At 56.7% G+C, this 23,372-nt stretch carries 21 protein-coding genes; 4 read left to right on the forward strand and 17 right to left on the reverse strand.

The window, feature by feature from the left end; genetic code table 11:
- Positions 1 to 175: 175 nt before the first annotated feature.
- The 14 genes from mtnA to A3K90_RS06145 form a co-directional block, all read right to left on the reverse strand.
- Positions 176 to 1,237 (reverse strand): S-methyl-5-thioribose-1-phosphate isomerase, encoded by a 1,062-nt coding sequence (gene mtnA, locus A3K90_RS06080; protein WP_303681684.1) that lies wholly within the window; start codon positions 1,235 to 1,237, stop codon positions 176 to 178.
- Between the two features lie 15 nt (positions 1,238 to 1,252).
- Positions 1,253 to 2,074: a purine-nucleoside phosphorylase gene (locus tag A3K90_RS06085; protein WP_303681685.1), complete on the reverse strand. Its 822-nt coding sequence runs from the start codon at positions 2,072 to 2,074 to the stop codon at positions 1,253 to 1,255.
- 122 nt (positions 2,075 to 2,196) lie between these two features.
- Positions 2,197 to 2,886, reverse strand: coding sequence for a YggS family pyridoxal phosphate-dependent enzyme (locus A3K90_RS06090; RefSeq protein WP_303681686.1), 690 nt, complete (start codon positions 2,884 to 2,886; stop codon positions 2,197 to 2,199).
- Positions 2,887 to 2,895: 9 nt separating this feature from the next.
- Complete coding sequence (locus tag A3K90_RS06095; protein WP_303681687.1) at positions 2,896 to 3,387, reverse strand: peptidylprolyl isomerase; 492 nt, start codon at positions 3,385 to 3,387, stop codon at positions 2,896 to 2,898.
- 33 nt (positions 3,388 to 3,420) lie between these two features.
- Positions 3,421 to 4,113 carry a tetratricopeptide repeat protein gene (locus tag A3K90_RS06100; RefSeq protein WP_303681688.1) on the reverse strand — a complete coding sequence of 231 codons (693 nt, stop codon included), beginning with the start codon at positions 4,111 to 4,113 and terminating at the stop codon, positions 3,421 to 3,423.
- An 88-nt stretch (positions 4,114 to 4,201) separates the two neighbouring features.
- Complete coding sequence (locus A3K90_RS06105) at positions 4,202 to 4,972, reverse strand: TatD family hydrolase (protein ID WP_303681689.1); 771 nt, start codon at positions 4,970 to 4,972, stop codon at positions 4,202 to 4,204.
- Positions 4,962 to 5,465, reverse strand: a complete 504-nt coding sequence (gene lspA, locus A3K90_RS06110) for a signal peptidase II (protein WP_303681691.1) — start codon at positions 5,463 to 5,465, stop codon at positions 4,962 to 4,964. Before lspA ends, A3K90_RS06105 begins: the two co-directional genes overlap by 11 nt.
- Positions 5,466 to 5,493: 28 nt before the next feature.
- Positions 5,494 to 6,384, reverse strand: coding sequence for a shikimate dehydrogenase (gene aroE / locus A3K90_RS06115; RefSeq protein WP_303681692.1), 891 nt, complete (start codon positions 6,382 to 6,384; stop codon positions 5,494 to 5,496).
- Positions 6,381 to 7,778 (reverse strand): tetratricopeptide repeat protein, encoded by a 1,398-nt coding sequence (locus A3K90_RS06120; RefSeq protein ID WP_303681693.1) that lies wholly within the window; start codon positions 7,776 to 7,778, stop codon positions 6,381 to 6,383. The genes aroE and A3K90_RS06120 overlap by 4 nt, the downstream gene beginning before the upstream one ends.
- A gap of 113 nt (positions 7,779 to 7,891) precedes the next feature.
- Positions 7,892 to 9,778 (reverse strand): excinuclease ABC subunit UvrC, encoded by a 1,887-nt coding sequence (gene uvrC / locus A3K90_RS06125; protein WP_303681694.1) that lies wholly within the window; start codon positions 9,776 to 9,778, stop codon positions 7,892 to 7,894.
- A 111-nt stretch (positions 9,779 to 9,889) separates the two neighbouring features.
- Complete coding sequence (locus tag A3K90_RS06130) at positions 9,890 to 11,674, reverse strand: sodium:solute symporter family protein (RefSeq protein WP_303681696.1); 1,785 nt, start codon at positions 11,672 to 11,674, stop codon at positions 9,890 to 9,892.
- Between the two features lie 58 nt (positions 11,675 to 11,732).
- Complete coding sequence (locus tag A3K90_RS06135; protein ID WP_303681697.1) at positions 11,733 to 11,990, reverse strand: DUF4212 domain-containing protein; 258 nt, start codon at positions 11,988 to 11,990, stop codon at positions 11,733 to 11,735.
- Positions 11,991 to 12,178: 188 nt separating this feature from the next.
- Positions 12,179 to 12,658 carry a DUF302 domain-containing protein gene (locus A3K90_RS06140; protein WP_303681698.1) on the reverse strand — a complete coding sequence of 160 codons (480 nt, stop codon included), beginning with the start codon at positions 12,656 to 12,658 and terminating at the stop codon, positions 12,179 to 12,181.
- Between the two features lie 177 nt (positions 12,659 to 12,835).
- Positions 12,836 to 13,966 carry a hypothetical protein gene (locus A3K90_RS06145; protein ID WP_303681699.1) on the reverse strand — a complete coding sequence of 377 codons (1,131 nt, stop codon included), beginning with the start codon at positions 13,964 to 13,966 and terminating at the stop codon, positions 12,836 to 12,838.
- Positions 13,967 to 14,217: 251 nt separating this feature from the next.
- Here A3K90_RS06145 and A3K90_RS06150 point away from each other — a divergent pair, with 251 nt between their 5' ends.
- Positions 14,218 to 14,724: an NUDIX domain-containing protein gene (locus A3K90_RS06150; protein ID WP_303681700.1), complete on the forward strand. Its 507-nt coding sequence runs from the start codon at positions 14,218 to 14,220 to the stop codon at positions 14,722 to 14,724.
- Positions 14,725 to 14,813: 89 nt separating this feature from the next.
- Here the strand turns inward: A3K90_RS06150 and A3K90_RS06155 are convergent, their stop codons facing one another.
- From A3K90_RS06155 to A3K90_RS06165, 3 genes are all read right to left on the reverse strand, one after another.
- Positions 14,814 to 15,356: an acyloxyacyl hydrolase gene (locus A3K90_RS06155; protein ID WP_303681701.1), complete on the reverse strand. Its 543-nt coding sequence runs from the start codon at positions 15,354 to 15,356 to the stop codon at positions 14,814 to 14,816.
- A gap of 40 nt (positions 15,357 to 15,396) precedes the next feature.
- Positions 15,397 to 16,329, reverse strand: coding sequence for an aspartate carbamoyltransferase catalytic subunit (locus tag A3K90_RS06160; protein ID WP_303681724.1), 933 nt, complete (start codon positions 16,327 to 16,329; stop codon positions 15,397 to 15,399).
- 135 nt (positions 16,330 to 16,464) lie between these two features.
- On the reverse strand, positions 16,465 to 18,426 hold the full coding sequence (locus A3K90_RS06165; RefSeq protein WP_303681702.1) for an ABC-F family ATP-binding cassette domain-containing protein: 1,962 nt from the start codon (positions 18,424 to 18,426) through the stop codon (positions 16,465 to 16,467).
- A 304-nt stretch (positions 18,427 to 18,730) separates the two neighbouring features.
- Between A3K90_RS06165 and A3K90_RS06170 the strand changes: the two genes are divergently transcribed.
- The 3 genes from A3K90_RS06170 to A3K90_RS06180 are packed head-to-tail and all read left to right on the forward strand — an operon-like array spanning position 18,731 to position 22,966.
- Positions 18,731 to 20,011, forward strand: a complete 1,281-nt coding sequence (locus A3K90_RS06170) for a TolC family protein (RefSeq protein WP_303681703.1) — start codon at positions 18,731 to 18,733, stop codon at positions 20,009 to 20,011.
- Positions 19,995 to 20,966, forward strand: a complete 972-nt coding sequence (locus tag A3K90_RS06175; RefSeq protein WP_303681704.1) for an efflux RND transporter periplasmic adaptor subunit — start codon at positions 19,995 to 19,997, stop codon at positions 20,964 to 20,966. Before A3K90_RS06170 ends, A3K90_RS06175 begins: the two co-directional genes overlap by 17 nt.
- Positions 20,967 to 20,971: 5 nt before the next feature.
- On the forward strand, positions 20,972 to 22,966 hold the full coding sequence (locus tag A3K90_RS06180; RefSeq protein WP_303681705.1) for an ABC transporter permease: 1,995 nt from the start codon (positions 20,972 to 20,974) through the stop codon (positions 22,964 to 22,966).
- Positions 22,967 to 23,372 lie beyond the last annotated feature (406 nt).

Raw genomic sequence — 23,372 nt, forward strand, 5'->3', positions numbered from 1 at the left:
GGGGTGCGGGATTGATGCCCTCATGGACAGGCTTGCTGTCTGTCACTTTGGAAAGTAAGACAATAAGGGGATATCCGGAAAAACAAGATTGAAAATATCCAATTTTGAAACAATAAGAAACCGGGTCAGTGGTGCCCAGTTTCTCGTTGACATGCGGAACGGGTAGCGGTTCGGGTCAGTTGAAGAGCTCCCTGAGTCCTGTTTCGTAGTTGCCCACAACGGCTTTCTTCTCGGTGATGATGCCGCGAAGCAGCGTGCCGGGGGTGACGTCGAAAGCGTAGTTCAGCACAGGGGTTGTCGGGGTTGCTACCTGGGTGCCGAAGATGGTGCGCAGTTCGTCGGCGTTGCGCTCTTCGATCGGGATCTGTGCTCCTTCCTTGAGGGTGATGTCGATGGTCGATACCGGAGCTGCGATGTAGAAAGGAATGCCGTGGTGGTTTGCGCTGACCGCATGGGCGTAGGTGCCGATCTTGTTGGCCGTGTCTCCGTTGGCCGTGATTCGGTCTGCGCCGACGACGCCGAAATCGATCATGCCGCGCTGCATGAGGAAGGCCGATGAGGAGTCGGAAATCGAGATGAAGGGGATGCCGTCATGTTCGAGCTCCCAGGCCGTCAGGCGCAGTCCCTGAAGAAGCGGACGGCTTTCTGCAGTGATGACGCGCTCAATCAGCCCCTCCTGCCATGCCAGACGGATGACGCCAAGCGCGGTGCCGATACCGCAGCAGGCCAGCGTCCCGGTATTGCAGTGGGTCAGGACATTGAGCTTGCGGGTCTTGAGGATGTCGGCGCAGTCCCGCTTGATCTGCTCTACGCCATGGCGTGCAATCCGGTCGCAGTTGTCGACTTCGTCATTGTAGATCTTGTGGGCCTCATCGGTCATTTTCACCTTCAGCGTCTCAAGAGAGTCAGCTTCGAAGTTTGCATCGTAGACCGCTTTCATCTTCTTCGTGGCAAAAAAGAGGTTGACGGCCGTCGGGCGGGAAGCTTCGACATCCTTGATGAGCTCCGAGAAATAGGCAGGGAACTCTTCCTTCGATCCCTTGAAGCTGTTCACTCCGAGCACGACGGTGTAGCCTGCAGATGCGCCGATCAGCGGGGCGCCCCTGACGGCGAGGGTCTTGATGGCCTCGATGGCTTCCCGGTGGTCCATTGTCTCGACATGCAGCTCCTGCAGAGGCAGGTAGCGCTGGTCAAGGTATCGGAAGGTCCCGTTTTTGAATGATAGTGCGTCGATCATGGTCTTTGTGGCAGATTAAAGTTTTGCTACGACATTCTTGAAGATGGTGGTCATTTTCGGCTCCGCCTGGTTGGATACCTCGATGATCTCTTCAATGCTGACCGGATGCAGGTTGTCAGGGAAGCACTCGTCGGTGATGATCGACATACCGAAGACCTCGGTGCCCTGGTGTACGGCGGCGATCACTTCCGGTACGGTCGACATGCCGACGACATCGGCGCCGAGGGTGCGCAGCATGCGATACTCGGCACGGGTTTCAAGGCAGGGGCCGGAAAGTGCGATGTAGACGCCACGCTGCACCTTGATTTTATGTTCAAGAGCTACTTCTTCGGCGATCTGGAGGAGGCGCTTCGAGTACGGCTCGCACATGTCGGGAAAGCGTGACCCGGTTTCGGGGTCGTTGTGCCCGATGAGCGGGTTGCCCGGCAGCATGTTGATGTGGTCGTCGATGAGCATGATGTCACCTTTCTGGAATCCGGGGTTCAGGCCGCCGCAGGCGTTGGTGATGCCGAGGGTTTTTACGCCGAGGTGCTTCATGACGCGGATCGGGAAAACGATCTGCTGCATGGAGTAGCCTTCATAGAAATGGAAGCGGCCCTGCATGGCGACGACCTTCTTTCCTGCCAGAGTGCCGAAGATCAGTTTGCCGTGATGGGTTTCCACCGTCGAGATGGGGAAGTTCGGGATATCGGCATAGTCCAGCGCGAATTCGACATCAATCTCTTTTGCAAGGGCTCCGAGTCCGGTTCCCAGTACAATGCCCACCGGGTATTCGTCCTGTGTCTTTTTCCTGATGAACGAAACGGCTTCCTCGATTTTTGCCTTCTGTGCAATCATGGTTGGTGTGTTTTTTGTTTGACGGTGGAGTTCGCGCTGAAAACCTTCAATATAACCGCTTCGGCAATCAGAAAAAAATCCCCCGCCAGAGATGTGGGGGGGGCATGTCTTTCTGTGGGAACTCAGCGCCAGCCGAAGATGGCTGTTCCGACCCGGACCAGAGTTGCTCCCTGGCGAATGGCGGCTTCGAAGTCACCGCTCATGCCCATGGAGAGTTCCGTGAGCTCTTCGGGGTGCGGAGCCTGGGTTTTGATGGCATCCAGCAATAGCCGAAGGTTTCTGAACTCCGTCTCGGCCTGTGCCGGGTCAGGGGAGGCAATGGTCATGAGGCCCCGGAGGGTGATGCCGGGCAGGCGGAAGAGTGTCTCTGCCGCCGCCTTCGCCTCCAGAGGCTGCATGCCGTATTTTGTAGCCTCTCCCGAAGTGTTGATTTCAAGCAGGTAGTCTGCATTGATGCCGCGCTTCACGGCCTGCTTTGAGAGCTCTTCGGCTGTCGATACCTTGTCGATGCCATGGATGAGCGAGACCCTGCCGATGACGGAGCGGACTTTGTTGGATTGCAGGTGTCCGATGAAGTGCCACTCAAGCCGGCAGCCTTCAAGTTCTGCATCATCGCATTTCTCCAGGAACTCCTGGAGATAGCTTTCGCCGAAGAGTGTCTGGCCAGCGTCGAACGCCTCCCGAATCATCCCGGCCGGCTTGGTTTTGGAGACGGCAACGAGCCGGACCGATGACGGGTCCCTTCCAGCTGCCCGGGCGGCATCATGGACCCGTTGGCGGATCTCCCTGAGGTTGGACGCAATGCCTTCCATGGTATAGGCTCAGGCTTTAGGGGCTTCGAGGATTGTATCGATGGTGACCGGTTTCAGCGGGTTGTCGTTGGGGTCGGTATTGACCGCGGCAATGCTGTCAACAACATCAATGCCTGACTCCACTACCCCGAATACCGTGTACTGTCCGTCAAGAAATGCGTTGTCGGCCTGGTTGATATAGAACTGGCTGCCTGATGATGCCTTCTGGGGGTTGTTGTCCCTGGCTGCCGCAAGGGTCCCTTTTTTGTTGGGATGGCTGATCTCTGCCGGGATTTTGTAGGAGGGTCCGCCGGTGCCGTGCAGCATACGCTTGTCGTCATGGCGGGAGAGCGGGTCGCCGGTCTGGATCATGAACCCTTCAATGACGCGGTGGAAGCGGATCCCGTCGTAGTATTTCTCACCAACGAGTTTCATGAAGTTGTCGCGATGCTGCGGGGTGTCGTCAAAGAGGCTGATCTGGATGTCCCCGAGGCTTGTCTTGATGATGTATGATGCGGCCATGGTGTGTCCTGTTTACTGAGTGTTGTTCGTGAATTACTTTTTAGAGACCTCTTGCATTCCTGAGATCTTCCAGAGAGCCTGCTGGGCTGCTCCCGCTCCCGACGATCCCGGGTAACGGTCGACGACCTGGTGGAAGATTTCAGCGGCTTTTTCTGCATCCCCGGCGGCAAGGTGGCTGTCAGCCGAAGCCATCAGGTATTGTGCTTTGAGTGCGTTGTTTTCTGCTTTATCGGATGCGGAAAGAAAGCTTTTTGCTGCGTCCTCGTAGTGCCGCAGGTCGTTCTGGCAGGCACCTTTTCCGGCTCTGGCTGCAGCAGCCAGATCGGGGCTGCCGGGCGATGCAGCATCGAAGGCTTTCAGCGCATCTTCGGGTTTCCCAATTGCGTAGTATGCGTTGGCAAGCAGCAGCTCGGCCATTTCACCGCTGGGGGTGCCGTTGTACTGTTCTGCGATGGTTTTCAGTCCGGGTTCTTTCTCTCCTCCATTGATGGCTTTCTGGAAGTCGCCCCGATCGAATGCGACGGCTGCGGCCGCAAGTATCGGTGCAGCCTCTTTTTCCCTCGAGGCCTGCCGCTCTGTCCAGAAGAAGACTGCGGCACCTCCGATGAGAATCAGGATAAGAGCTCCCGATATCAGGTTTTTGTAGCGGATGGCGAAGTAGAGCAGGTTGTCGAGGGCTGCCTTTTTGCCTTCGGTGCGTGTTGGCTGTATGTCGTTATCGTTCATGGATGTGATTTCGTGTTGGCGGCCATCGGCTGTGTTTTGATTCTGAACCTAAACAAGTTTGACGGAAATTGCAAAGGACAGGACGGTTTCAGCCGCTGATCCCGAATGCGTCGAGAGTGTTTCGATAGAGTGCTTCAGCTGCGGCTTCGGGGGTGATGGATCTCGCATCAGCAATAGCTTCGGCAACGAGGCGTACATGAGCGGGTTCGTTCCGCTTTCCCCTGAATGGCACGGGGGCAAGGTAAGGGGCGTCGGTTTCGGCAAGCAGGCTTGCAAGCGGAAGAGAGCGAACCACCTCGGGGAGAATGGAGCGCTTGAATGTGATGGTGCCGGGGATGGAGATGAACAGTCCTCTTCGAATGCACTCCAGAGCCACCGTGGTGTCGCCTGAGAAACAGTGCATAATCCCCCGGAGGCCTGAATGCCGCTCTTCGTCCAGGATGCGGAGGGTGTCCGGCCAAGCATCACGCGAATGGATGACGACGGGGAGGTCGAGTTCTGCTGCCATCCGGAGCATGGTGCGGAACGCATCCTGTTGATGACGGGGGTTGTGGCCGGGATAGTGGTAGTCCAGGCCGATCTCGCCTATGGCGACCACTTCAGGGCTGCCTGCGAGCTCCTCGAGCGCTTCGTACACTGCATCCGCCACCGGCCCTTCGGCCTCATGCGGGTGAAGGCCTACGTTGGCTTTGATGAAGCTGTACTGCTTCGAGAGCTCGACGGACCTGCGGCTGCTTGCAAGGTCGGTTCCCGGATCAATGAGGAGCGTGACCCCTGCCGCCTGCATCCGAAGGATGACTTCCGTCCGGTCAGGGTCGAATTCGGGGAACGAAAGATGGCAGTGTGCGTCAGCCAGCATGACAGGTCCCATCGGTGTCAGGAAAGATCCGGTTGTAGAACAGGACCAGCATGCAGGCACCGATGGTGATTGCAGAGTCCGCTATGTTGAAGATCGGCCAGAGCGACACCCAGTGGCCGAACAGTTCTCCCTTGTAGAGGTCGAAATAAATGAAATCCGTGACCCTGCCGCTTGCAATCCGGTCAATCATGTTTCCGATGCCGCCTCCGGCGATGAGGGCGAACGCAGAAAGGAAGAGGGGAGAGCGGTTCCTGCTTCGGGCCACGAAGACGAGGACCCCGAGGACGATGGCGCCGGTAAGCATAAGCAGGATGAAGGGAGGGGCGAACTCCATACCGAATGCCACTCCGCGGTTTTCGGCATAGGTGAAGGAGAAGAAGCCCGGAATAATGGTGATGCTTTGCTGCATGTCGCGGAGAAACGAGACGGCAAGCTGTTTGGTGAGCTGGTCGGCTGCGATGACAGACAGCGCGATCATGGTGAACAGTTTCATGTGGCCGGAATGGAGAGTAAGGTTGCTGTTACCTGCTGCGCAGCAGCTGCAGTTCATGAAGTACTATGGGTTCAATGTCCCGGGATGGCATCTCGTGGCCGGTCCAGAGGTGGAAGGATCGGGCGGCCTGGGCCAGGAGCATGGCGATGCCCGGTATCGTGCCGGCTCCGGCTGCTTTTGCTGCGGCCAGAAGCGGGGTGTGTTCGGGGTTGTATACCATGTCGTAGACGGTCTGGCCGTTGTGGAACAGTCCCGCATCGGTGGGGACGATACTTTCCCCGGAGTCGGGTCGACCGTAGGTGCCCTTCGGTGTTGCGTTGACGATGAGAGCGGCATCACGGCATGTTTTCATGGCGCTCTCCTGGCCGCGGAACAGGTCATCCTGGCGGGCAAGTTGCACAAACCCCCTCTTAATGTAAGGCAGAAGGCGCTCTTGTGCCGTTACAGGGTCACGGACGAATACGGTGAGGGACGATGGGCTGAAGTGGCGCGTGAGGGCCTCTATGGCTGCCAAGGCAGCGCCGCCGTTGCCGAACAGGACTGCCGGCCGTCCGAGAATGGCGGTTTTATGTGGCATGAGCGGGGCCGCAAATCCGGCGATATCGGTGTTGTGGCCCGTAAGCCTGCCGTTTTCGTTGACGATGGTGTTGACCGCCCCGATGGAGCGTGCGTCATCGGAGAGTGCATCAAGGGAGGGCACAACGGTTACCTTGTAGGGAATAGTGACGTTGCAGCCCGCAATGCCGAGAGCTCGCATTCCATTGACGGCCACCGGAACCTCTTCTTCTGAGGCAATGTTGAAGATGGTGTAGCATGCCTCTATCCCGAGGAGGGAGAACGCCGTGTTGTGGATAAGCGGGGAGAGAGAATAATCGACGGCGCGGCCGATGAGGCCGTAAATCAGTTTGGCATGACTCATGAAATCCCCAGCATCCTCCTCACTGAATCCTGCTGGTAAAGTTCAGGAAATGCGCTCTGGAAGAGCTGCTTTTTGTCAGGATCGATCTTGAATGCCTTGCTGAGTGCTTTCAGGGTACTGAGTTTGTCACCCATTGCGAAATAAGCGGCGGCGATCTCAAAATGGGCGTCTGCAGAGAGCGGCTGGAGTTTCAGTGACTGCTGCAGCGCTTCAATCGAGGTGTTGATATGGCCGGCGTCCTTAAGTACCATGGCGAAGTCGACCCATATCTGCGGGCTTTCCGGATCAAGCTCAATCACCCGGCGGTATGTTTCGATGGAGTCTTCCAGATTGTTTACGTTGTATTCAATCTCTGCTTTGAGCAACAGGTACTCGATGCTGTCGGGTATGAGCTTCAGGGCCTCCATGACGGTATGGAAGGCTTTAGGGTAGTCATCCATCGCTTCATGGCAACAGGCAAGGGCGAACCATGCGTCAGCAAAATCAGAACTCTGGGAGATGCATTTACGATAGCAGTCAGCGGCTTCCTGATACTCTTCAAGTTCTTCGCAGGCAATACCGAGGTTATAGAGCGCATTGATGTCGTCTGGCTCGTAGATGAGGGTCTGGCGGTAGCTTTCGGCAGCATCCTCAATCCGTCCATTGATGGCCAGAACGTTGGCCCGGTTGTACCACGCAGAGCTGAAATCCTCGGAAATCGCCAGAGCCATGTCGTAGCACTCGAGTGCTTCGTCGTAGCGCTTCATCTTGCTCAACACCAGACCGTTGTTGTACCAGGCGTTGATGTTATAGGGGTCCAGATCCAGGTTCTTGTTGTAGCAGGTGGTGCTTTCCTCAAGCTTTCCCAGTAGATCTCTGCAGTATGCAAGCTCATACCAGGCTTCGGCGAAATCCGGGTCAAGCTCCAGGGTCCGGAGGAAATCTTCCTCTGCTTCTGCGAAGCGGTCAAGCCGCTGCAGAATGGTTCCCCTGTAGTAGTGGTAATCTTTTTCTACGGAGCTGTCTGCTCTTATGCCCTCAATCTCTTCGAGTGCCAGCTCAAGATGGCCGGTGTTGAACCAGGCGAGCGCCAGATTGACCCTCATCTCGCTGTCTGCCGGGCTGAGGAGCGAAGCATGCTGGAAAGCGTCGAGCGCTTCCTCGAACATGCCGTTGAGGGTCAGGCAGTTGCCGAGGTGGAACCAGGCTTCGGTGTTGTATGGGGCAATCTCTTCAAGGCGTCGGGCCACAAGAAGGGCTTCAGCAGTGAAACCATCTTCATTGAGCTGCGCTATCCTGTCAATCAGCTCTTCAGCATCAAAGAGTGCACCGAGACCCTCAAGATCGGGTTTTTCCTTTCCTGACGGTCCTTTTCCGGGTCTATGGTCATCGTCGAAGAAATCAGGCAGGTTCATTGGCAGGCATATATTGTTTTACATCCATCACGGTCATAGCATGCATAGATAAATATAAGAGAAATATCCGAACTACCGCAGGTTGGCTTTTCGTCCGGGTCATCAACAGGGAGTTACGGGTGATAATGCCTGAAAATTGACACCCCCTTGACGTGGCCGGCGAATGCTGAGAGCTCTTCGGCGCTTGCCGCTGCAACCCCTTCCACTGATCCGAAACGCTCCAGGAGGGCGAATGCGGTTTTTTCCCCGATGCCAGGGATTGCGGTGAGTCCGGTCTCGAGTGTCCGTTTTGAGCGGATATTGCGATGGTAGGTTATGGCGAACCGGTGCGCCTCGTCGCGCAGCTGCTGGAGAAGCTTGAGAGCAGGGGATGTTTTCGGCAGATTGAACGGCCCGTCCGCATCCGGAGTAAAGATCTCTTCCAGGCGTTTTGCGAGCCCGATGACGGGGACCGTGACTCCCAGCCGGTCAAGCACTTTTTTAGCACTGTTGGCCTGGCCTTTTCCTCCGTCGACCACGATGAGGTCCGGGAGCGGGAGCTCATCACGCAGCGAACCCCCATAACGGCGTCCGAGTACCTGTTCCATGGCGGCATAGTCATCGGAACTTCCTGTACCGCAAGCATCTTCAAGTGACTGGAGCCTGAACTTCCGGTACGCGGATTTAAGGGGCTTTCCGTTGACGAAGCATACCATCGAACTGACATAGTCGGTTCCCTGAAGGTGCGAGTTGTCGAAGCACTCGATCCGTTTCGGGGGGCTCTCAAGATGCAGCGATTCTCCGAGTGCTTTTACCCCATAGTGTTCGCGAGCGGCTTCCCCGCGTTTCTGTTTCTGTACCAGATACTCTGCCAGATGGTGGCGGGCGTTCTGGCGGCACATTTCCATCAGCTGGGCTTTTTCGCCAATCTGCGGTACCGTGAACTTCACCGGCTTTTTCCGTGTCGGGTTCTCTTCCGCCCTTTCTCTGGAGAGGGCCTGGAGACTTTCGGTGTCGTCCAGATCAAGCTGCGCCGAGAGAAGGACTTCTTCCGGCATTGCTTCGGGTGCTTTCAGGTAGTACCCCTCGAGTACTTTCCCGAGCAGTTTTTTCTCGGGTTCACCGGCGGTGTTGGTGAGGATGAAGTGCCGTGCCCCGAGCATCTTGCCTTCACGGATGCGGAACACCACACCGCAGGCTTCGTCATCTCCGGAAGCGATGGCCGCAACGTCCCGGTCCATGCCGTCGGCGGCAACCATTTTCTGCCTGTCGGCGTATCTGCGGAGGCTTTGAAGCTGCATCTTCAGCTCCGCGGCTTCTTCAAAGCGCAGTTCTGCGGCAGCCTTGAGCATTTTTTCGTGCAGTTCCTTGAGGAGTCCCGTGGTGCGTCCCTTCAGAAGCCGCACAATCTCGCCGATCATCTCCAGATACTCGGCCTCATCCTGCAGCCCTTCGCAAGGGCCCTTGCATTTGCCGATGTGGTAGTCGAGGCAGAGCCTGTGCTTTTTTGCGGCAATGTTTTCAGGCGTGAGGCTGTACCGGCAGCTTCGGACCGGGAAAATGGAACCGATAAGCTCGAGAATCGAACGCAGTTGACCTGCTTCGGTGTAGGGACCGAACCAGGTTGAATTGTCGCGTATGCGGTTGCGCGAGATGAAGACGCGGGGAAAGGGTTCGCCGGTGATGACGAGCCACGGGTAGGTCTTGTCGTCTTTCAGGTTGACGTTATACCGGGGCTTCAGCTCCTTGATCAGGTTGTTTTCAAGGATCAGCGCCTCAACCTCAGAAGAGGTTATGATGATCTCCATATCGGTGATATGGCCAACCAGCACCTGTGTTTTGCCTGTCAGCTGCCGGGGATCGCGAAAGTAGGAACGAACCCTTGAACGGATGTTCTTGGCTTTTCCGACATAGATAACCTTTCCTGCACTGTTTTTGAACTGGTAGATGCCGGGGCCTGTAGGCAGTGATGCGACTGTTTCGCGGAGTTCGGGGGACGTGGTGTCAGTTTCGGCAGCCATGCAGGGCGTTCAAGGTGAAGTTGGGGTGTGAAGCGGTTCCCATGAAAGTAAACAAAAAAAGGCGCGGTTGGTTCCGCGCCTTTTTTAGTGAATGGTGACCTCTCAAGATCCTCAGTGTTCCACGGCCTCTCCTGCGCCTTTCGGGTAGCGGAGGCTGTCGACCAGATCCTGGATCTCCTGCGGAGGAGCAGGCGTGAATCTGGAGACCACGTAGCTGACGGCAAAGTTGATGAGCATGCCGATGGTTCCGATGCCTTCGGGTGAAACGCCCATGAACCAGAACTCGGGCTTGTTCATGCCGGGGTTCAGGAACTTGAAGTTGACGATGTAGGCCGCCGTGAAGATGAGGCCTACGAGCATGCCGGCAATGGCGCCCTCCTTGTTCATCCTCTTCGAGAAAATACCGAGGATGATGACCGGGAAGAACGATGCAGCGGCAAGGCCGAAGGCGAACGCCACCACTTCTGCCACAAAGCCCGGAGGATTGATGCCGAAGTAGCCTGCAATCACGATGGCGACGGCAACGGCAACGCGGGCGAACAGCAGTTCGGATTTCTCGCTGATGTTCGGATTTAGCTGTTTTTTGACAAGGTCATGCGCGATGGAGGTCGAAATGACCAGAAGAAGGCCTGCTGCAGTCGAAAGAGCTGCTGCAAGGCCGCCGGCCGCCACAAGAGCGATCACCCAGTCCGGCAGTCCGCCGATTTCCGGGTTGGCCAGCACCATGATGTCCTTGTCGATGTACAGCTCGTTGCTGTTGTCGTTGGGTTTGTTGCTGAGCAGCGGTTCTCCGTGTGCGCCGGTTTCTTTGGTGAATGCGGGCTTTGAGCCTTCGAACGCATCACCGCCGCCGATGTTCTTGCCGGTGTACTGGATTAAGCCGTCGCCGTTCTTGTCCATCCATGCGAGCAGGCCGGTGTTCTCCCATTTCTTGAACCAGTTGGGAAGTTCCTCGTAGCTCTTGTTGCTGACGGTATCAATGAGGTTCAAACGGGCGAAGGTCGCAATCGCCGGAGCCGTGGTGTAGAGCAGCGCGATGAAGATAAGCGCCCAGCCTGCCGAGATGCGTGCATCGCGGACTTTCGGTACGGTGAAGAAGCGGACGATCACGTGCGGCAGGCCGGCAGTACCGACCATAAGCGCAAAGGTGATGGCGAAGACGTCGATCATCGGCTTCGAGCCGCTGGTGTATGCTGCGAACCCGAGATCCTTGTGCAGCATGTCGAGCTTCTCAAGAAGGGGAATGCCGTCAGCGCCTGCGCCGCCGAATCCGATCTGCGGGATCGGGTTGTTGGCTATCTGGATGGAAAGGAATATTGCGGGCACGAGGTACGCGAAAATCAGCACGCAGAACTGAGCCACCTGGGTGTAGGTGATGCCCTTCATGCCGCCGAGAACGGCGTAGAAGAACACGATGCACATGCCGATGATGATGCCGGTGTTGATGTCGACCTCAAGGAAACGCGAGAACACCACGCCGACGCCGCGCATCTGGCCTGCCACATAGGTGAAGGAGACGAAGATGGCGCAGATGATGGCCACGGTGCGTGCTGCATTCGAGTAGTAACGGTCTCCAACGAAGTCGGGAACCGTGAACTTGCCGAACTTGCGGAGGTACGGGGCCAGAAGGAGCGCAAGCAGCACGTAGCCGCCGGTCCAGCCCATCAGGTATACGGAGCCGTCATATCCCATGAAGGAAATAAGACCGGCCATTGAGATGAACGAAGCCGCCGACATCCAGTCGGCCGCCGTCGCCATGCCGTTGAGGACCGGCGGAACGCCGCCTCCAGCGACATAGAATTCTTTCGTGGAACCAGCTTTTGCCCACACCGCGATTGCGATGTAGATCAGAAAGGTGATTCCCACGATGGTGTATGTCCACATTTGTACATCCATAGCGGTAAACAGTTAAGGTTTGGTTGTGTGTGCTGGATTTTTTCTTTCAGGTAAGCCCTCAGTCCTCGCGAACGTCGAATTTCTTGTCGAGCTTGTTCATCAGTGCGACATAGACGAAGATCAGGATGACGAAGACATAGATCGAGCCCTGCTGCGCAAACCAGAATCCAAGCTTGAAGCCGCCGAGCTGGATGGCGTTGAGCTGGTTGACAAAGAGAATGCCGAACCCGTATGATACGACAAACCAGACCACCAGCAGACCGATGAGGTAGCCGAGGTTGATTTTCCAGTACTCCTGGAGTTTGCCTTTTTCCATGGATGGTGTTTGTTAATGGTTGTGATGGTGTGTGCTAAACTACATACATATCCGTAAGGTACGGAAAAAGATGATTAGGACGGAAGCCTATAAACGATTGTTGATAGGGCTGGAAGCAGTACTCCCGAAAGTGCCGCGTATTTCCAGGCGCTTCCGGGAGTATGATGGTTCATAGTTTCTGAGAGGCGTTACTCGGCAATGACCGGGGCAAGCATTTTTGCTTCGTCATCGGCAACGCTGCCTCCCATGACCTTGGCAATATTGCCTCCAAAGATCTTGGCCATGAGGCCCATGTTCATGCCGGTGATATAGATCTTGCCGCCCTCTCCTTCATAAACACCCCAGGCGCAGGGCATGAGGGTAGAGACTTCAGGGTTGGTGGCGAGCACATCGTTGGCATACTGTGCATTGCAGAGTTCGACGATGCTGACCTGCTTGTCAAGCGTGATGCCCTGCTTGGCGATCGAGGCGGTCATGTCGCGTGTTGCGGGTGACTGCCAGTTGTTGGCTTCGATTGAGGATTTCAGCGCAGCGCAGGTTTCTTCCACGGTCGCGTAGCGGCTCTCATGGGTGGTGAGCATCAAGCCCGGCATCATGCGCATGGCAAGAAGCCCGGTGAGGATGATGCCTGCGATGAGTCCCGCAAAGAAGGTGACGGCTTTGTTCATGTTTTTTTCGTTTTTGATTGTTCGAAGAGGATGCCGGCCGAAGTGCCGTGTTGCACAGTACATACATTTCAATGTACGGTGAAATCGCTTTTCAGGCAAATGCCCATAACCGGGCTGTAAATAGAAAGGGCCGCCCAAGGAGGCGGCCCTTTCCAGCTTCTGGCGTAGCGAGTAAGCTTAGAAGGTTACTGTTGCCCACAGCTCGGCACGGAGGGTGCTGGTGTCGCTGTCGGTGGTTGCGGTTTCCGTTGACTTGGTCAGCCAGCGGAGGGTTGGCTGGAGGCTGAAGGTGCCTGCTGCTGACTCGTAGACGCTGTACTTGTACTGTGCCCACACGAAGGTGTTCGAGTAGTCGGTGTTGGTCTTGTTGTCCGCTGCAGGGTTGTAGTCGACCCATGCCATGAACGGTCCGACCTCGCCCTTCAGGCGGTACACGGCTGCATGGTAGTCTGCGCCGTTGTCTTCGCAGAAGGTGTAGAACGCGCTGCAGGAGAGTTTGGCGTCGCCGACCGGCATGGATGCGTTGGCGCCGAAGGTCCAGGGCGTGACGTCTTTTGCAAAGGTGACGTCGGTGGTCGGGTCAGCATGTCCGGTAACTGCTGCGGTAACGAACGCAGCGCCAACGAGGGTCTGGTTCCAGATGTCGGTGTTGCCGATCACGGTGACCATCTGCGGCTCGATGGTGACGTCGCCGATGTTCATCTTGTAGGAGAGGTGCACGCCGTAGCCGTCGTTGAAGAGGCCGTCGGAATTCACGCTGTTGTTGATGAGGGTTATCGGCGCTTCGTTGTCGAGCACGAGAACGGTAGCGTTCAGGTCGCCGTCACCGAGCTTGGTGCCGTAGTTGACGCCGTAGCCGCGGTCGAAGTTGATGTTGAAGACCGGGGAATCCAGGGCCTGCATCGGGTAGAGCGAGAGGTCGAGGATCGGGTTGTTGAAGCTGTTCAGCGGCATGCGGCCCATCATGTAGTGGCTGTCCTGCATCATGCGGCCGAAGTAGAAGTTCGAGATGTCGACGGTGATGGCCTCATGGTTACCGTAGCCTACGGTCTGCCAGCCGCCGGCGATGTTGCCTTCCTCGTTCATCAGCATGGTCTTGAAGAAGTAGCCGCTACCGAGATCGGCTGCGCCCTTCAGGCGAATCCTGTACTGCCATTTGACATCGTCAGCCGTGGTCCCGGTATCGCTGTCGTTGAATTCGCTCCTTACCCTGACGCTGGCGTCTCCACCGAATTTCAGCTCGGCAGAAGCAGGTGATGCGTATGACAGTACTGCAAGCATTGCAGCAAGCGATAGCATTTTTTTCATGTGTTGTTCTCCGTTAGGTTGTGTGTGTGCGTTGCAGAGAAAAATGGTCCCGTGACCCTGAAAGTCAGCGGAACCGGATACAGAAAAGAACGTGTGTGCTTGTACTTAACCCTAAATGTAAGTATTTCAATAGGAAAGGAGCAAATTTATTTTTTGTCTTCTTTTTCCACTGTATTGCATTTAGAGTATATGACTATTATATAAAGGTTTGCGCCGTGGCGGCTGCACCAACTATTGACGGGGATATGAATATGGGAGATGTGACATTGCGCGTCAGCGCCCTCTGCATCCGGGACGGGCACGTCCTGCTTGTGGAGCATAAGAGTTTTTCTGCCGGAGACCCTTTTCTACCGGAGAGTTACTGGATTCTGCCAGGCGGCGGGGTTGAACGAGGTGAGACGCTGGAAGATGCAGTTCGGCGTGAAATGATGGAGGAGACAGGGCTCAGCTGCAATGTTGGCGGGCTGATTTTCGTTAAGGAGCTGCTCTATCCCTACCCCGGTGTTGCGGGCCAGGGGGAGCGCCATCACTCGGTCTCTCTCGGCTTCCACTGTGAGGTGACAGGGGGTGAAACCATTACCGGCAGGGATCCCGAATACCCCGATGACCAGCAGATGATCATGCGGGTTGACTGGCTGGCGGTTACGGACCTTCATCGCTACGACCTCTATCCGCCGTTCCTTCCTGACTATTTACGCAAAGGCGCTAAGGAAGGGTTTTCTGGTGCCGTGCCCGAGTTTTTCGATTCACTGCTCTGAGTCTTCCACCCTGTCCGCATTATACAATACAAAAGCCCCTGCAGTTCAGGGGCTTTTGCGTTATGGGTATGTTGGTCCGTGTTTCCGGTTCAGAACAGATGGCCGAAGCGGATGCCGATGTTGTCGATGCCAGGATTGGGATCGGCAGTGTTGGCGTTCGAAATATGGTCCATCATGAGTGACACCCTGTTGCAGTCGGTGAGGTTGTATCCTACCTCGAGTGCGAGCCGGAGGAGAACGGCGCTTCCGAGATCCTTGCCGGATTCGTTGTTTGCCGAGAGTCCGACTCCCGCATCAAAAAAGACACCGTTCTTCCACTGGTACTCCCAGAGGCCGCCGCCGTAGATGTGGCTGGTGTCACCGGAGCTGTTCAGGGAAAGTCCTACATTCGGGCGTGCCGAACCGCCCCAGAACTCCCACTCGGGTGTGAAAATGAGCTCTGCGTTGAAATCCACTCCCTGTTCGGAGGGAACAGCGCCCCAGAGGTTGATGTCGGTGTCGTGGGCGAGGATGCCCACCCGTGCTTCATGCAGCCAGTCGCTGGTTGCGGCCTCTGCCTGCAGGGGGAGCATGCATAGTGCTGTGATGAGTGCGAGGATTCCGGCCTTGAAGGGTGTGTGTGTCGTTTTCATGGCGTTGAGGGTTGAATGTTGTGTGTGTGTGTGGGTACTGCTAAGGTGTATCGGCAAGCAGGGTCTGGAGTACCGCCATACGGACGGCAACGCCGTTGGTGACCTGTTCGAGCAACATGCTTTTCGAGTATCCGGGTGGCTGGATGCGGTCTGCCACGCGGTTAGAGATTTCGATTTCACGGTTTATCGGTCCTGGATGCAGCACCAGAAGGTGCCGGGCAGTCCGCTCAAGCCGTTCATCGGTAAGCCCGTAGTGGACGGAGTACTCCTGAAGAGAGGGGAGGTAGCCGCCGGTCGCGCGTTCGAGCTGAAGGCGGAGCACCAGGGCGGCATCAGCCCAGCCAAGGGCCCGGTCAAGGTCGGTGAAAAGGCTGACGCCGAGTTTTTCCGAGTCTGGCGGAAGAAGGGTCACCGGGCTGCAGAGGCCGACTTCGGCACCCATCGTGAGCAGTCCGTGAATGTTTGAACGGGCCACCCGGCTGTGGAGCACGTCGCCGATGATGGCTACTTTGATGCCCTGGAGCTTTCCGAAGTGTTCGCGCAGGGTGAACATGTCGAGCAGGGCCTGGGTCGGGTGTTCGTTCGAGCCGTCACCGGCGTTTATGACAGGTTTTTGTGTGATGGCGCTGATGAACTCAGCGCTTCCCGAAGCACTGTGGCGCAGAACGAAGGCGTCGACCTGCATGGCTTCCAGGTTCTTGATTGTATCGCTGAGGGTTTCTCCCTTGGTGACGCTGCTCGTTGAGGCGCTGAAACCAAGCGTGGAGGCTCCGAGGTTCCTTGCCGCAAGTTCGAACGAGAAGCGGGTTCTGGTGGAGTTTTCAAAAAACACCAGCGCGATCCGTCTGCCCTGAAGAGAGGGGCTGAAAGACGGGGCGGGTGCTGTGAGCTCCTTCTTGAAGCCTTCAGTTTTGTCGAGCAGTTCGCTGAGGGTGCCGGCGGACATGCCGCATAGTCCCGTAAGGTGCTGCAGTGCTGCCATGGGAGAGTTCTTGTTGTAAATGCGAGAGTTCTGTTAAATGTATGAAATTTTTGTTGTTCCGAAACTACTGCAGCAAGTGTAATACTGTGGGCGTTTCGCCTGCGTCGACGCCAGTGTCGGAAGCTCTTACCCGCCGGCTTTCTCCCAGTCGGAGAACATCTGCTCGAGCTCGGCCGAAAGTGCGTGGTAGCGTTCAAGGGTCGCTGCGGTTTCAGCCTGGCTTTTCATGTAGAAATCCTCGTTTGCCATGAGGGTCTCCATCCGCTCCTTTTCCTGCTCAAGGCGGTTGATCTCCTTTTCGATGGCTTCGATCTTTTTCCTGTCTTTTTTTGCCGCGGGTTTTGCTGCAGGGGCTTGGGTTCCGGTTTTCGCAGGTTTTTCAGCCGCTGCTTTTGCCTTCATTGCCGCAGCCTCCCGGGCCTTTTCCTCTTCCAGGTTCTTTTCAGCCTTTTCAAGGTACTCCGCATAGGTGCCGAGGTAGAGCTGGATGGAGCCGTTTTTGAGCTCGACCACCTTGTTGACGAGGCTGTCGAGGAAGTAGCGGTCGTGGCTGACGAGGAGAAGGGTCCCGTCATAGTTTTCCAGCGAGTCGATCAGCATCTCTTTCGAGCGCATGTCGAGGTGGTTGGTCGGTTCATCCATCACGAGGAGGTTTGAGGCCTGCAGAAGGATCCTTGCAAGTGCCACCCTGGACTTTTCACCACCGGAGAGCACCTTGATTTTTTTTTCAATCGCATCACCGCTGAAAAGAAAGCAGCCGAGGATGTCGCGCACTTTTTTCTGCGCTTCGGCTGTCGGCGCGGCATCAAGCATCTCGGTATAGATGCTTTTTTCCGGGGCAAGGGTTTCGGTCTGGTGCTGGGCGAAATAGTTCATCGACACGTTATGGCCGACCGAGAGTTTACCTTCGAAATCGATCTCCTGGGCCAGAATCCGGCAGAAGGTCGTTTTTCCAGCGCCGTTTGAGCCGACGATGGCGATGCGGTCTCCTCGCATAATCTCCAAATCGATTCCCCGCAGCACCTCCTTTGTGGTGCCGTCCGGCAACGGGTAGCTTTTTCCGACCCCGTCAAGGCGCATCACCTCGCGTCCTGATGGCTGGGCCTTGGGGAAGCGGAATGAAATCCGCGACAGGTCCTCCTCGGGGCACTCGATCTCTTTTTCGAGCTTTTCCATCTGGCGCAGCCGGCTCTGTGCCTGCCGTGCCTTGGTCGCCTTGGCGCGGAACCGGTTTACGAACGACTGCAGTTCGGCAATCTTTTTCTTGTCGTTTTCGTACTTGCCCATGAGGAGCTCGAAGCGCTCCGCTTTTTCGGTTTCGTAGCGCGAGTAGTTGCCCTTGTATTCGTCGATTCGCTGGAAGGCGATCTCCAGCGTCTTGGTGGTCAGCTTGTCGAGGAAGAAACGGTCGTGCGAGACGATCATGTAGCTGTGCTCGTAGTTCAGGAGGTAGTTCTCCAGCCATCGGAGCGAATCGATGTCGAGGTGGTTGGTCGGTTCGTCAAGCAGGAGCAGGGTGGGGTTCTGCAGGAGCAGTTTGGCGATGTGCAGGCGCATCTGCCATCCGCCCGAGAACGACTTCACCTTCTTGTGGAAGTCGATTTCACTGAACCCGAGACCCGCAAGCACCTTTTCAGCGTCCGACTGCATCGTATAGCCTCCGAGGTGCTCGAACTCATGCATGGCATCGGAGTATCGCTCGATAAGGTCGTGGTAGCTGGCGCTTTCATAGTCCTGTTCGGGCAGTGCGAGCTCGTGTTCCATCGTTGTGATTTTCCCTGAGAGCTCGTAGAGGCGGGCGTTTGCCTGCAGCGCGTACTGCAGGGCTGTTTTTTCCAGATCGTCAGCAAACGAAATCTCCTGCGGCAGGTAGCCGATGGTTGTTTCGGCGGATTTGATGAACTGGCCGTTGCTGATGAGGCCCGAGTCCGCGGCCGTGGTGCCGCTGATGAGCTTGAGCAGGGTTGACTTGCCGGTCCCGTTCAGCCCGACGAGCCCCACGCGGTCTTTGTCGCCGACGCGGAACGATGTTTCCGAAAGCAGCTCCTTGGTGCCGACGCTGAGGGAGAGATTGCGTGCTTCAAACATGGTCGATTTGCCCTTTGGTCATAGTCAATGGTTGTGTTCTGGCTCTGAAGGTACTGATTTTTTCAATGAAACCCCCCCTCCTCCCCACCTGAAAACTCAATTCACTTTCCATAGCGAGAGGGGGGCATGCGTTCCGACAGTAGGCGCTTTGGGCTTAATGATTTAACGCAATTATTGCATTGGAGGGCCCGGGATTTTTGTTTATTAGAACCTTCCGGCCTTTATGCTGGAGTGCACAGGTTTTTTGCGTATCTCTCGTCCAACCATCATTCGTCGGTATTTCAACGCTCCGTTCTCCCTATCTATGAAACGTGCAATCGTTTTTTCCGTTCTTCTCTTTATGGTTCTTCTTCCCGCTATGCTCAATGCGGAAGAAACGGTGAGCTGGAGCGAGTGCGTGAGGGAGGCGCGGGCGAGCCATCCTGATCTTGCCTCTTCCAGGGCCCTTCTCCGGCAGGCCGAGGCGGATCGCTCCCTTGCGGGTTCGACACTTTTCCCCTCCCTTGGTGTGACGGGCTCCTATCTAACAGGAGGGACTGTCGGCAGCGGGGCATCCGGGGCGCCGTCCCTTTTTTCTTATTCCATGACAGCCCGCCAGCTTCTTTATGACGGACGGAAGAGTGCAAAACTCCGTGACGCTTCGGCCGAGTCGGTGAAAGCGCGGGAGAGCTCCCTTGCTGGCGTTTCTGCAGACGTCCGGTTTGTGCTCCGAAGTGCATTCACCGAGCTGTTGAAGGCTCAGGAAATGGTGGCTCTGTCATCGGACATCGCACTCCGCCGCAAAAACAACGCCCGTCTCATCGCTCTTCGTTACCGTGCGGGAAGGGAGCATATCGGTTCGCTCCGGCGGGCCGAGGCGGACCTTGCCGCAGCCGAGTTCGAGGTCGCCCAGGCCTCACGCGGACTGGTTCTTGCCCGCTCCGTGCTTTCCTCCGCGCTCGGCCGCAGGGAGCGCAGTCCTCTCAGGGTAGAAGGATCGTTCACTGCCCGAGTGCCGGGGGTTGCGACTGCACCCGATTTTCAGGCGATTGCCCGTAGGAATCCCCTTGTTGTAGAGCTTGATGCCGTACGCAACGCTGCTGGCTACAGTCTTGCTGCTGCCGAAAGCGCGTTCTCGCCCGAGCTGTACCTGCGTTCATCTGCAGGCAGAAGTGATATCAGTGACTGGCCTCCGGAAAACGTTTCGTTGCAGGCGGGCGTGGAGCTCGTTGTGCCGATATACGAGGGTGGGGCTGGACGGGCGAGGGTTGCCGGGGCCCGGGCCGAACTTACCGGGAAGGAGGCCGCTGTGGAGAGTGGCCTGCTTCAGGTGCTGGATATGCTTGAGGCTCGATGGAAGCAGTTTGTCGATGCCCGGGAGCGCCTCACGGTGCAGAAAAAATATCTCGATGCGGCCGTCGAACGCTCCTCGATTGCCGATGCGCAGTACTCGAACGGGCTCATCTCGTTCGACGACTGGGTAATCATCGAAGACAATCTTGTCAGTTCGAAAAAGGATTTTCTCAATGCCGGCGGCGATCTATGGATTGCTGAGGCTCAATGGATACAGGCTAAAGGAGGAGGACTTGATGAAGTTATGGATTAAGGTACTCTTGGCTGTCGCCGTGCTCGGGCTTGTCTCGGGGGCGGTGCTGTTCTTCACCGCCGGTGGCGGGAGGGAGAGCGGCCAAAAGCATTCGGTTGTGCTGCCGGAGCGGGGGAGCATTGTGTTGAAGGTGTCGACCACCGGAGAGGTCGAGCCCCGGAACCGGCTTAAGATTCTGCCCTCTGTCGCGGGACGGGTGGAGGAGGTTCGGGTTGTGGAGGGGGCGATGGTGCGTAAAGGTCAGGTGCTCGCGCTCTTGAGCTCAAGCGAGCGGGCGGCCCTGCTCGATGCAGCGCGTCTTCAGGGAAGCGCCGAGCAGTCCTACTGGCAGTCGGTCTACCGTGCGACGGCCGTGCTTGCTCCGATCGACGGGCAGGTCATCGTGCGCAGCATCGAGCCCGGCCAGACCGTAACGTCCTCTGATTCGCTGTTCGTGCTTTCCGACCGGCTGATTCTCAAGGCTTATGTGGATGAAACTGATATTGGACGGGTGAGGGTGGGGCAGAAAGCGCTTATCGGGCTTGATGCCTATCCCGAAATCCGCCTGAATGGGACGGTCAGTCATATCTATTATGAGTCGCATCTGCAGAACAATGTCAACATCTATTATGTGGACGTAATCCCTGAAACTGTTCCCGATGTCTTCCGTTCCGGCATGAGCGCCAACATCGACATCATCGTCCGTGAAAAGACGGACGCCCTTCTGGTTCCCCTCGCAGCGTTCTCAACCCGTAAGGGCAGAACAACGGTGCAGCTTGAGGGGGAAAAAGGCGGACCGGGCCGCCTGCAGGCGGTGAAGATCGGCCTGACGGACGATGGGCGGGCCGAGATTCTGGAAGGGCTTACCGACAGTTCGAGGATCCTGCTTCCCGATACCACGTTTGTTCTCCCGGAAAACAACGGTGGTTCCAACCCGTTCATGCCGAAGCGGAAGAAAAAAGATAAAAAGCCATGACGGCCATGGCCCCCAAGCCCCCGCTGCTGGAGCTGGTCGATGTCCACCGTACCTACCCGGTAGGGGAGAGCACTGTCAATGCACTGAGAGGCGTTTCCCTTGAGATCCGCGAGGGGGAGTTTGTTGCCATAATGGGTTCGTCGGGGTCCGGAAAATCTTCGCTGCTCCATATCCTCGGCCTGCTCGATAATCCCGACCGGGGAGAGTACCGGGTGTTCGGCCAAAATGTCGATGGGCTTTCTGAAGACGGGCAGGCCGGGCTCCGCAATCATGTGGCGGGGTTCGTGTTCCAGCAGTTCCATCTGCTCAAACGAATGTCGATCGTCGACAATGTGCGACTTCCGCATATCTACAGCGGCCTGAAGGGCGATTTCCGCCATGAGGCACTTGAAAGCCTGAAGAAGGTCGGGCTTCTGCACCGGCTCGACCATACTCCCGGCCAGCTCTCCGGCGGCGAGCAGCAGCGGGTGGCCATTGCCCGGGCCCTCATCCGCAACCCCATGATCCTCTTTGCCGACGAACCTACCGGCAACCTCGATTCCAGAAACTCGCGTGAGATCATGAAGATCCTCAGTGAGCTTCACCGGGAAGGCCGCACTATCGTTATGGTGACGCATGAGGACGAGATAGCCGCCTATGCCGACCGGGTAATCACCATGCGCGACGGTCTGGTGGTCAGCGACCAGAGGCCGGTCAGGGACGGCGTGCCGGCTGGACCGGTCGTTCCTCTTTCTGTCGACCTGCATGGCATTCTGCAGGCATCGCATAAGTTGTCCCTATGGCAGGATGGCCGCTTCATCGGCTTTGTCACACAGGCATTCCAGTCCATTTTTGCCAATAAGGTGCGCTCCTTTCTTTCAGTGCTCGGCATTCTGGTCGGCGTGGCTTCCGTCATCGCCATGATGGCGCTCGGAGAAGGTGCTAAGGTATCGATCCAGGAGGAGCTGAAATCCATGGGCTCCAACCTCATCTCAGTCCGGGGCGGTTCAGCAAAGGTGCGGGGTGCGGCCCGTGGCGACGGGGCGGTCGCCCGATTTACCTTCAAGGATGTGAAGGATATCTCGAGGCTGCACTCTCTTGTGAAGGCAGCGGCCGGCACCGTCAACGGATCAGGACAGATCGTCTTCGGTAACCGCAACTGGAGCACAACCCTCGACGGTGTCGGCTACGAGTACGGCGCCATGCGCGCCTTCATCCCATCCGTCGGGCGATGGTTCACCCGGGATGAAATCCGGAAACGCGAAAAAGTTGCGGTGATCGGCATAACCGTAGCCCGGGAACTGTTCGGTAGCCGGAACCCTCTCGGCCATACCGTAAAAATCAACCGGATCAACTTCAAGATCATCGGCATTGCGCCGGCGAAGGGTTTTTCCACGCACCGCGACCAGGACGATGTGGTCCTTATTCCGGTGACTACAGCCATGTACCGTGTTCTCGGCAAGGACTACCTCAACAGTATCTACGTAGAGGTCCGGAGCGCTGAGGGAATCGACGGCGCCAAGCAGGCGGTCACTGATCTTATCGTAAAGAATCACCGGCTCAGGGATGGAGACGACTCGTTCAACATCCGTGACATGACCGAAATCCAGGAGATGCTTGAGAGTACGACCAATACGATGAGCATGCTGCTCGGCGCCATTGCAGCCATTTCTCTGCTGGTCGGCGGCATCGGCATCATGAACATCATGCTGGTATCGGTGACCGAGCGTACTCGTGAGATCGGGCTCCGCAAGGCCATCGGTGCGCGCCGGGAGGACATCATGCTGCAGTTTCTTGTGGAGTCGGTAGCTCTGACCCTCAGCGGAGGCATCATCGGTATCATCGGCGGTATCGGGATTTCAGCGCTGCTGGCCGTCTTTGCCGGCTGGGCCGTCAAAACCTCCATGCTTTCCATCGTGCTTGCTACGTTCTTTTCGGCGCTCACCGGCATGTTCTTCGGCCTCTGGCCTGCCCGGAAAGCAGCGGAGCTGAGGCCGGTAGAGGCTCTTCGTTACGAGTGAAGAAAAAAAGTTTTTTTTCGGTGCAAGGTTTCCCGGTGGAGCTCGTCATACTCTATGAAAGCAGGTGAAATGGTTGCACCGGGCTTTCCACAGAAAGGAGTGTGTGTTTGCGTTATGTGTGTTGTGTGTTGTGTGATGTGTTTGGTTGGATTTTCAACAGCAGTTCTTTCCAGGTGAACAGAATGCAGATGTGATGTGAATGACGTGTGATGGATGCTTGATTGATGCAGATGCTGGAATGGGTTGTTGTTGAAGTGGACAGGGAAGGGGGGTTGTGCTCCTTCCCTGTCTTTTTTTATGCTTGAGCGGAAACTTGAAAAGCAGAAACCCCGGCGTCTACCGGGGTTTCTGCTTTTACTGTCGTTCTGGCGGGCTGTTCTGGCGGGTTCCGTTCAGAGAGGAGCCC

Source organism: Pelodictyon luteolum (genome assembly GCF_001622165.1).
Taxonomy (GTDB): domain Bacteria; phylum Bacteroidota; class Chlorobiia; order Chlorobiales; family Chlorobiaceae; genus Chlorobium; species Chlorobium luteolum_B.

Bases quoted from the DNA above. Each gene is read 5' to 3' on its own strand.
- A3K90_RS06095 (WP_303681687.1), bottom strand. From the start codon at position 3,387: ATGGCCGCATCATACATCATCAAGACAAGCCTCGGGGACATCCAGATC.
- A3K90_RS06105 (WP_303681689.1), bottom strand. From the start codon at position 4,972: ATGCTGGCTGACGCACACTGCCATCTTTCGTTCCCCGAATTCGACCCT.
- A3K90_RS06100 (WP_303681688.1), bottom strand. From the start codon at position 4,113: ATGAACGATAACGACATACAGCCAACACGCACCGAAGGCAAAAAGGCA.
- A3K90_RS06085 (WP_303681685.1), bottom strand. From the start codon at position 2,074: ATGATTGCACAGAAGGCAAAAATCGAGGAAGCCGTTTCGTTCATCAGG.
- A3K90_RS06150 (WP_303681700.1), top strand. From the start codon at position 14,218: ATGGGAGATGTGACATTGCGCGTCAGCGCCCTCTGCATCCGGGACGGG.
- A3K90_RS06180 (WP_303681705.1), top strand. From the start codon at position 20,972: ATGGCCCCCAAGCCCCCGCTGCTGGAGCTGGTCGATGTCCACCGTACC.
- A3K90_RS06155 (WP_303681701.1), bottom strand. From the start codon at position 15,356: ATGAAAACGACACACACACCCTTCAAGGCCGGAATCCTCGCACTCATC.
- mtnA (WP_303681684.1), bottom strand. From the start codon at position 1,237: ATGATCGACGCACTATCATTCAAAAACGGGACCTTCCGATACCTTGAC.
- A3K90_RS06140 (WP_303681698.1), bottom strand. From the start codon at position 12,658: ATGAACAAAGCCGTCACCTTCTTTGCGGGACTCATCGCAGGCATCATC.
- A3K90_RS06145 (WP_303681699.1), bottom strand. From the start codon at position 13,966: ATGAAAAAAATGCTATCGCTTGCTGCAATGCTTGCAGTACTGTCATAC.
- A3K90_RS06135 (WP_303681697.1), bottom strand. From the start codon at position 11,990: ATGGAAAAAGGCAAACTCCAGGAGTACTGGAAAATCAACCTCGGCTAC.
- uvrC (WP_303681694.1), bottom strand. From the start codon at position 9,778: ATGGCTGCCGAAACTGACACCACGTCCCCCGAACTCCGCGAAACAGTC.
- aroE (WP_303681692.1), bottom strand. From the start codon at position 6,384: ATGAGTCATGCCAAACTGATTTACGGCCTCATCGGCCGCGCCGTCGAT.
- A3K90_RS06090 (WP_303681686.1), bottom strand. From the start codon at position 2,886: ATGGAAGGCATTGCGTCCAACCTCAGGGAGATCCGCCAACGGGTCCAT.
- A3K90_RS06170 (WP_303681703.1), top strand. From the start codon at position 18,731: ATGAAACGTGCAATCGTTTTTTCCGTTCTTCTCTTTATGGTTCTTCTT.
- lspA (WP_303681691.1), bottom strand. From the start codon at position 5,465: ATGAAACTGTTCACCATGATCGCGCTGTCTGTCATCGCAGCCGACCAG.
- A3K90_RS06120 (WP_303681693.1), bottom strand. From the start codon at position 7,778: ATGAACCTGCCTGATTTCTTCGACGATGACCATAGACCCGGAAAAGGA.
- A3K90_RS06130 (WP_303681696.1), bottom strand. From the start codon at position 11,674: ATGGATGTACAAATGTGGACATACACCATCGTGGGAATCACCTTTCTG.
- A3K90_RS06165 (WP_303681702.1), bottom strand. From the start codon at position 18,426: ATGTTTGAAGCACGCAATCTCTCCCTCAGCGTCGGCACCAAGGAGCTG.
- A3K90_RS06175 (WP_303681704.1), top strand. From the start codon at position 19,995: ATGAAGTTATGGATTAAGGTACTCTTGGCTGTCGCCGTGCTCGGGCTT.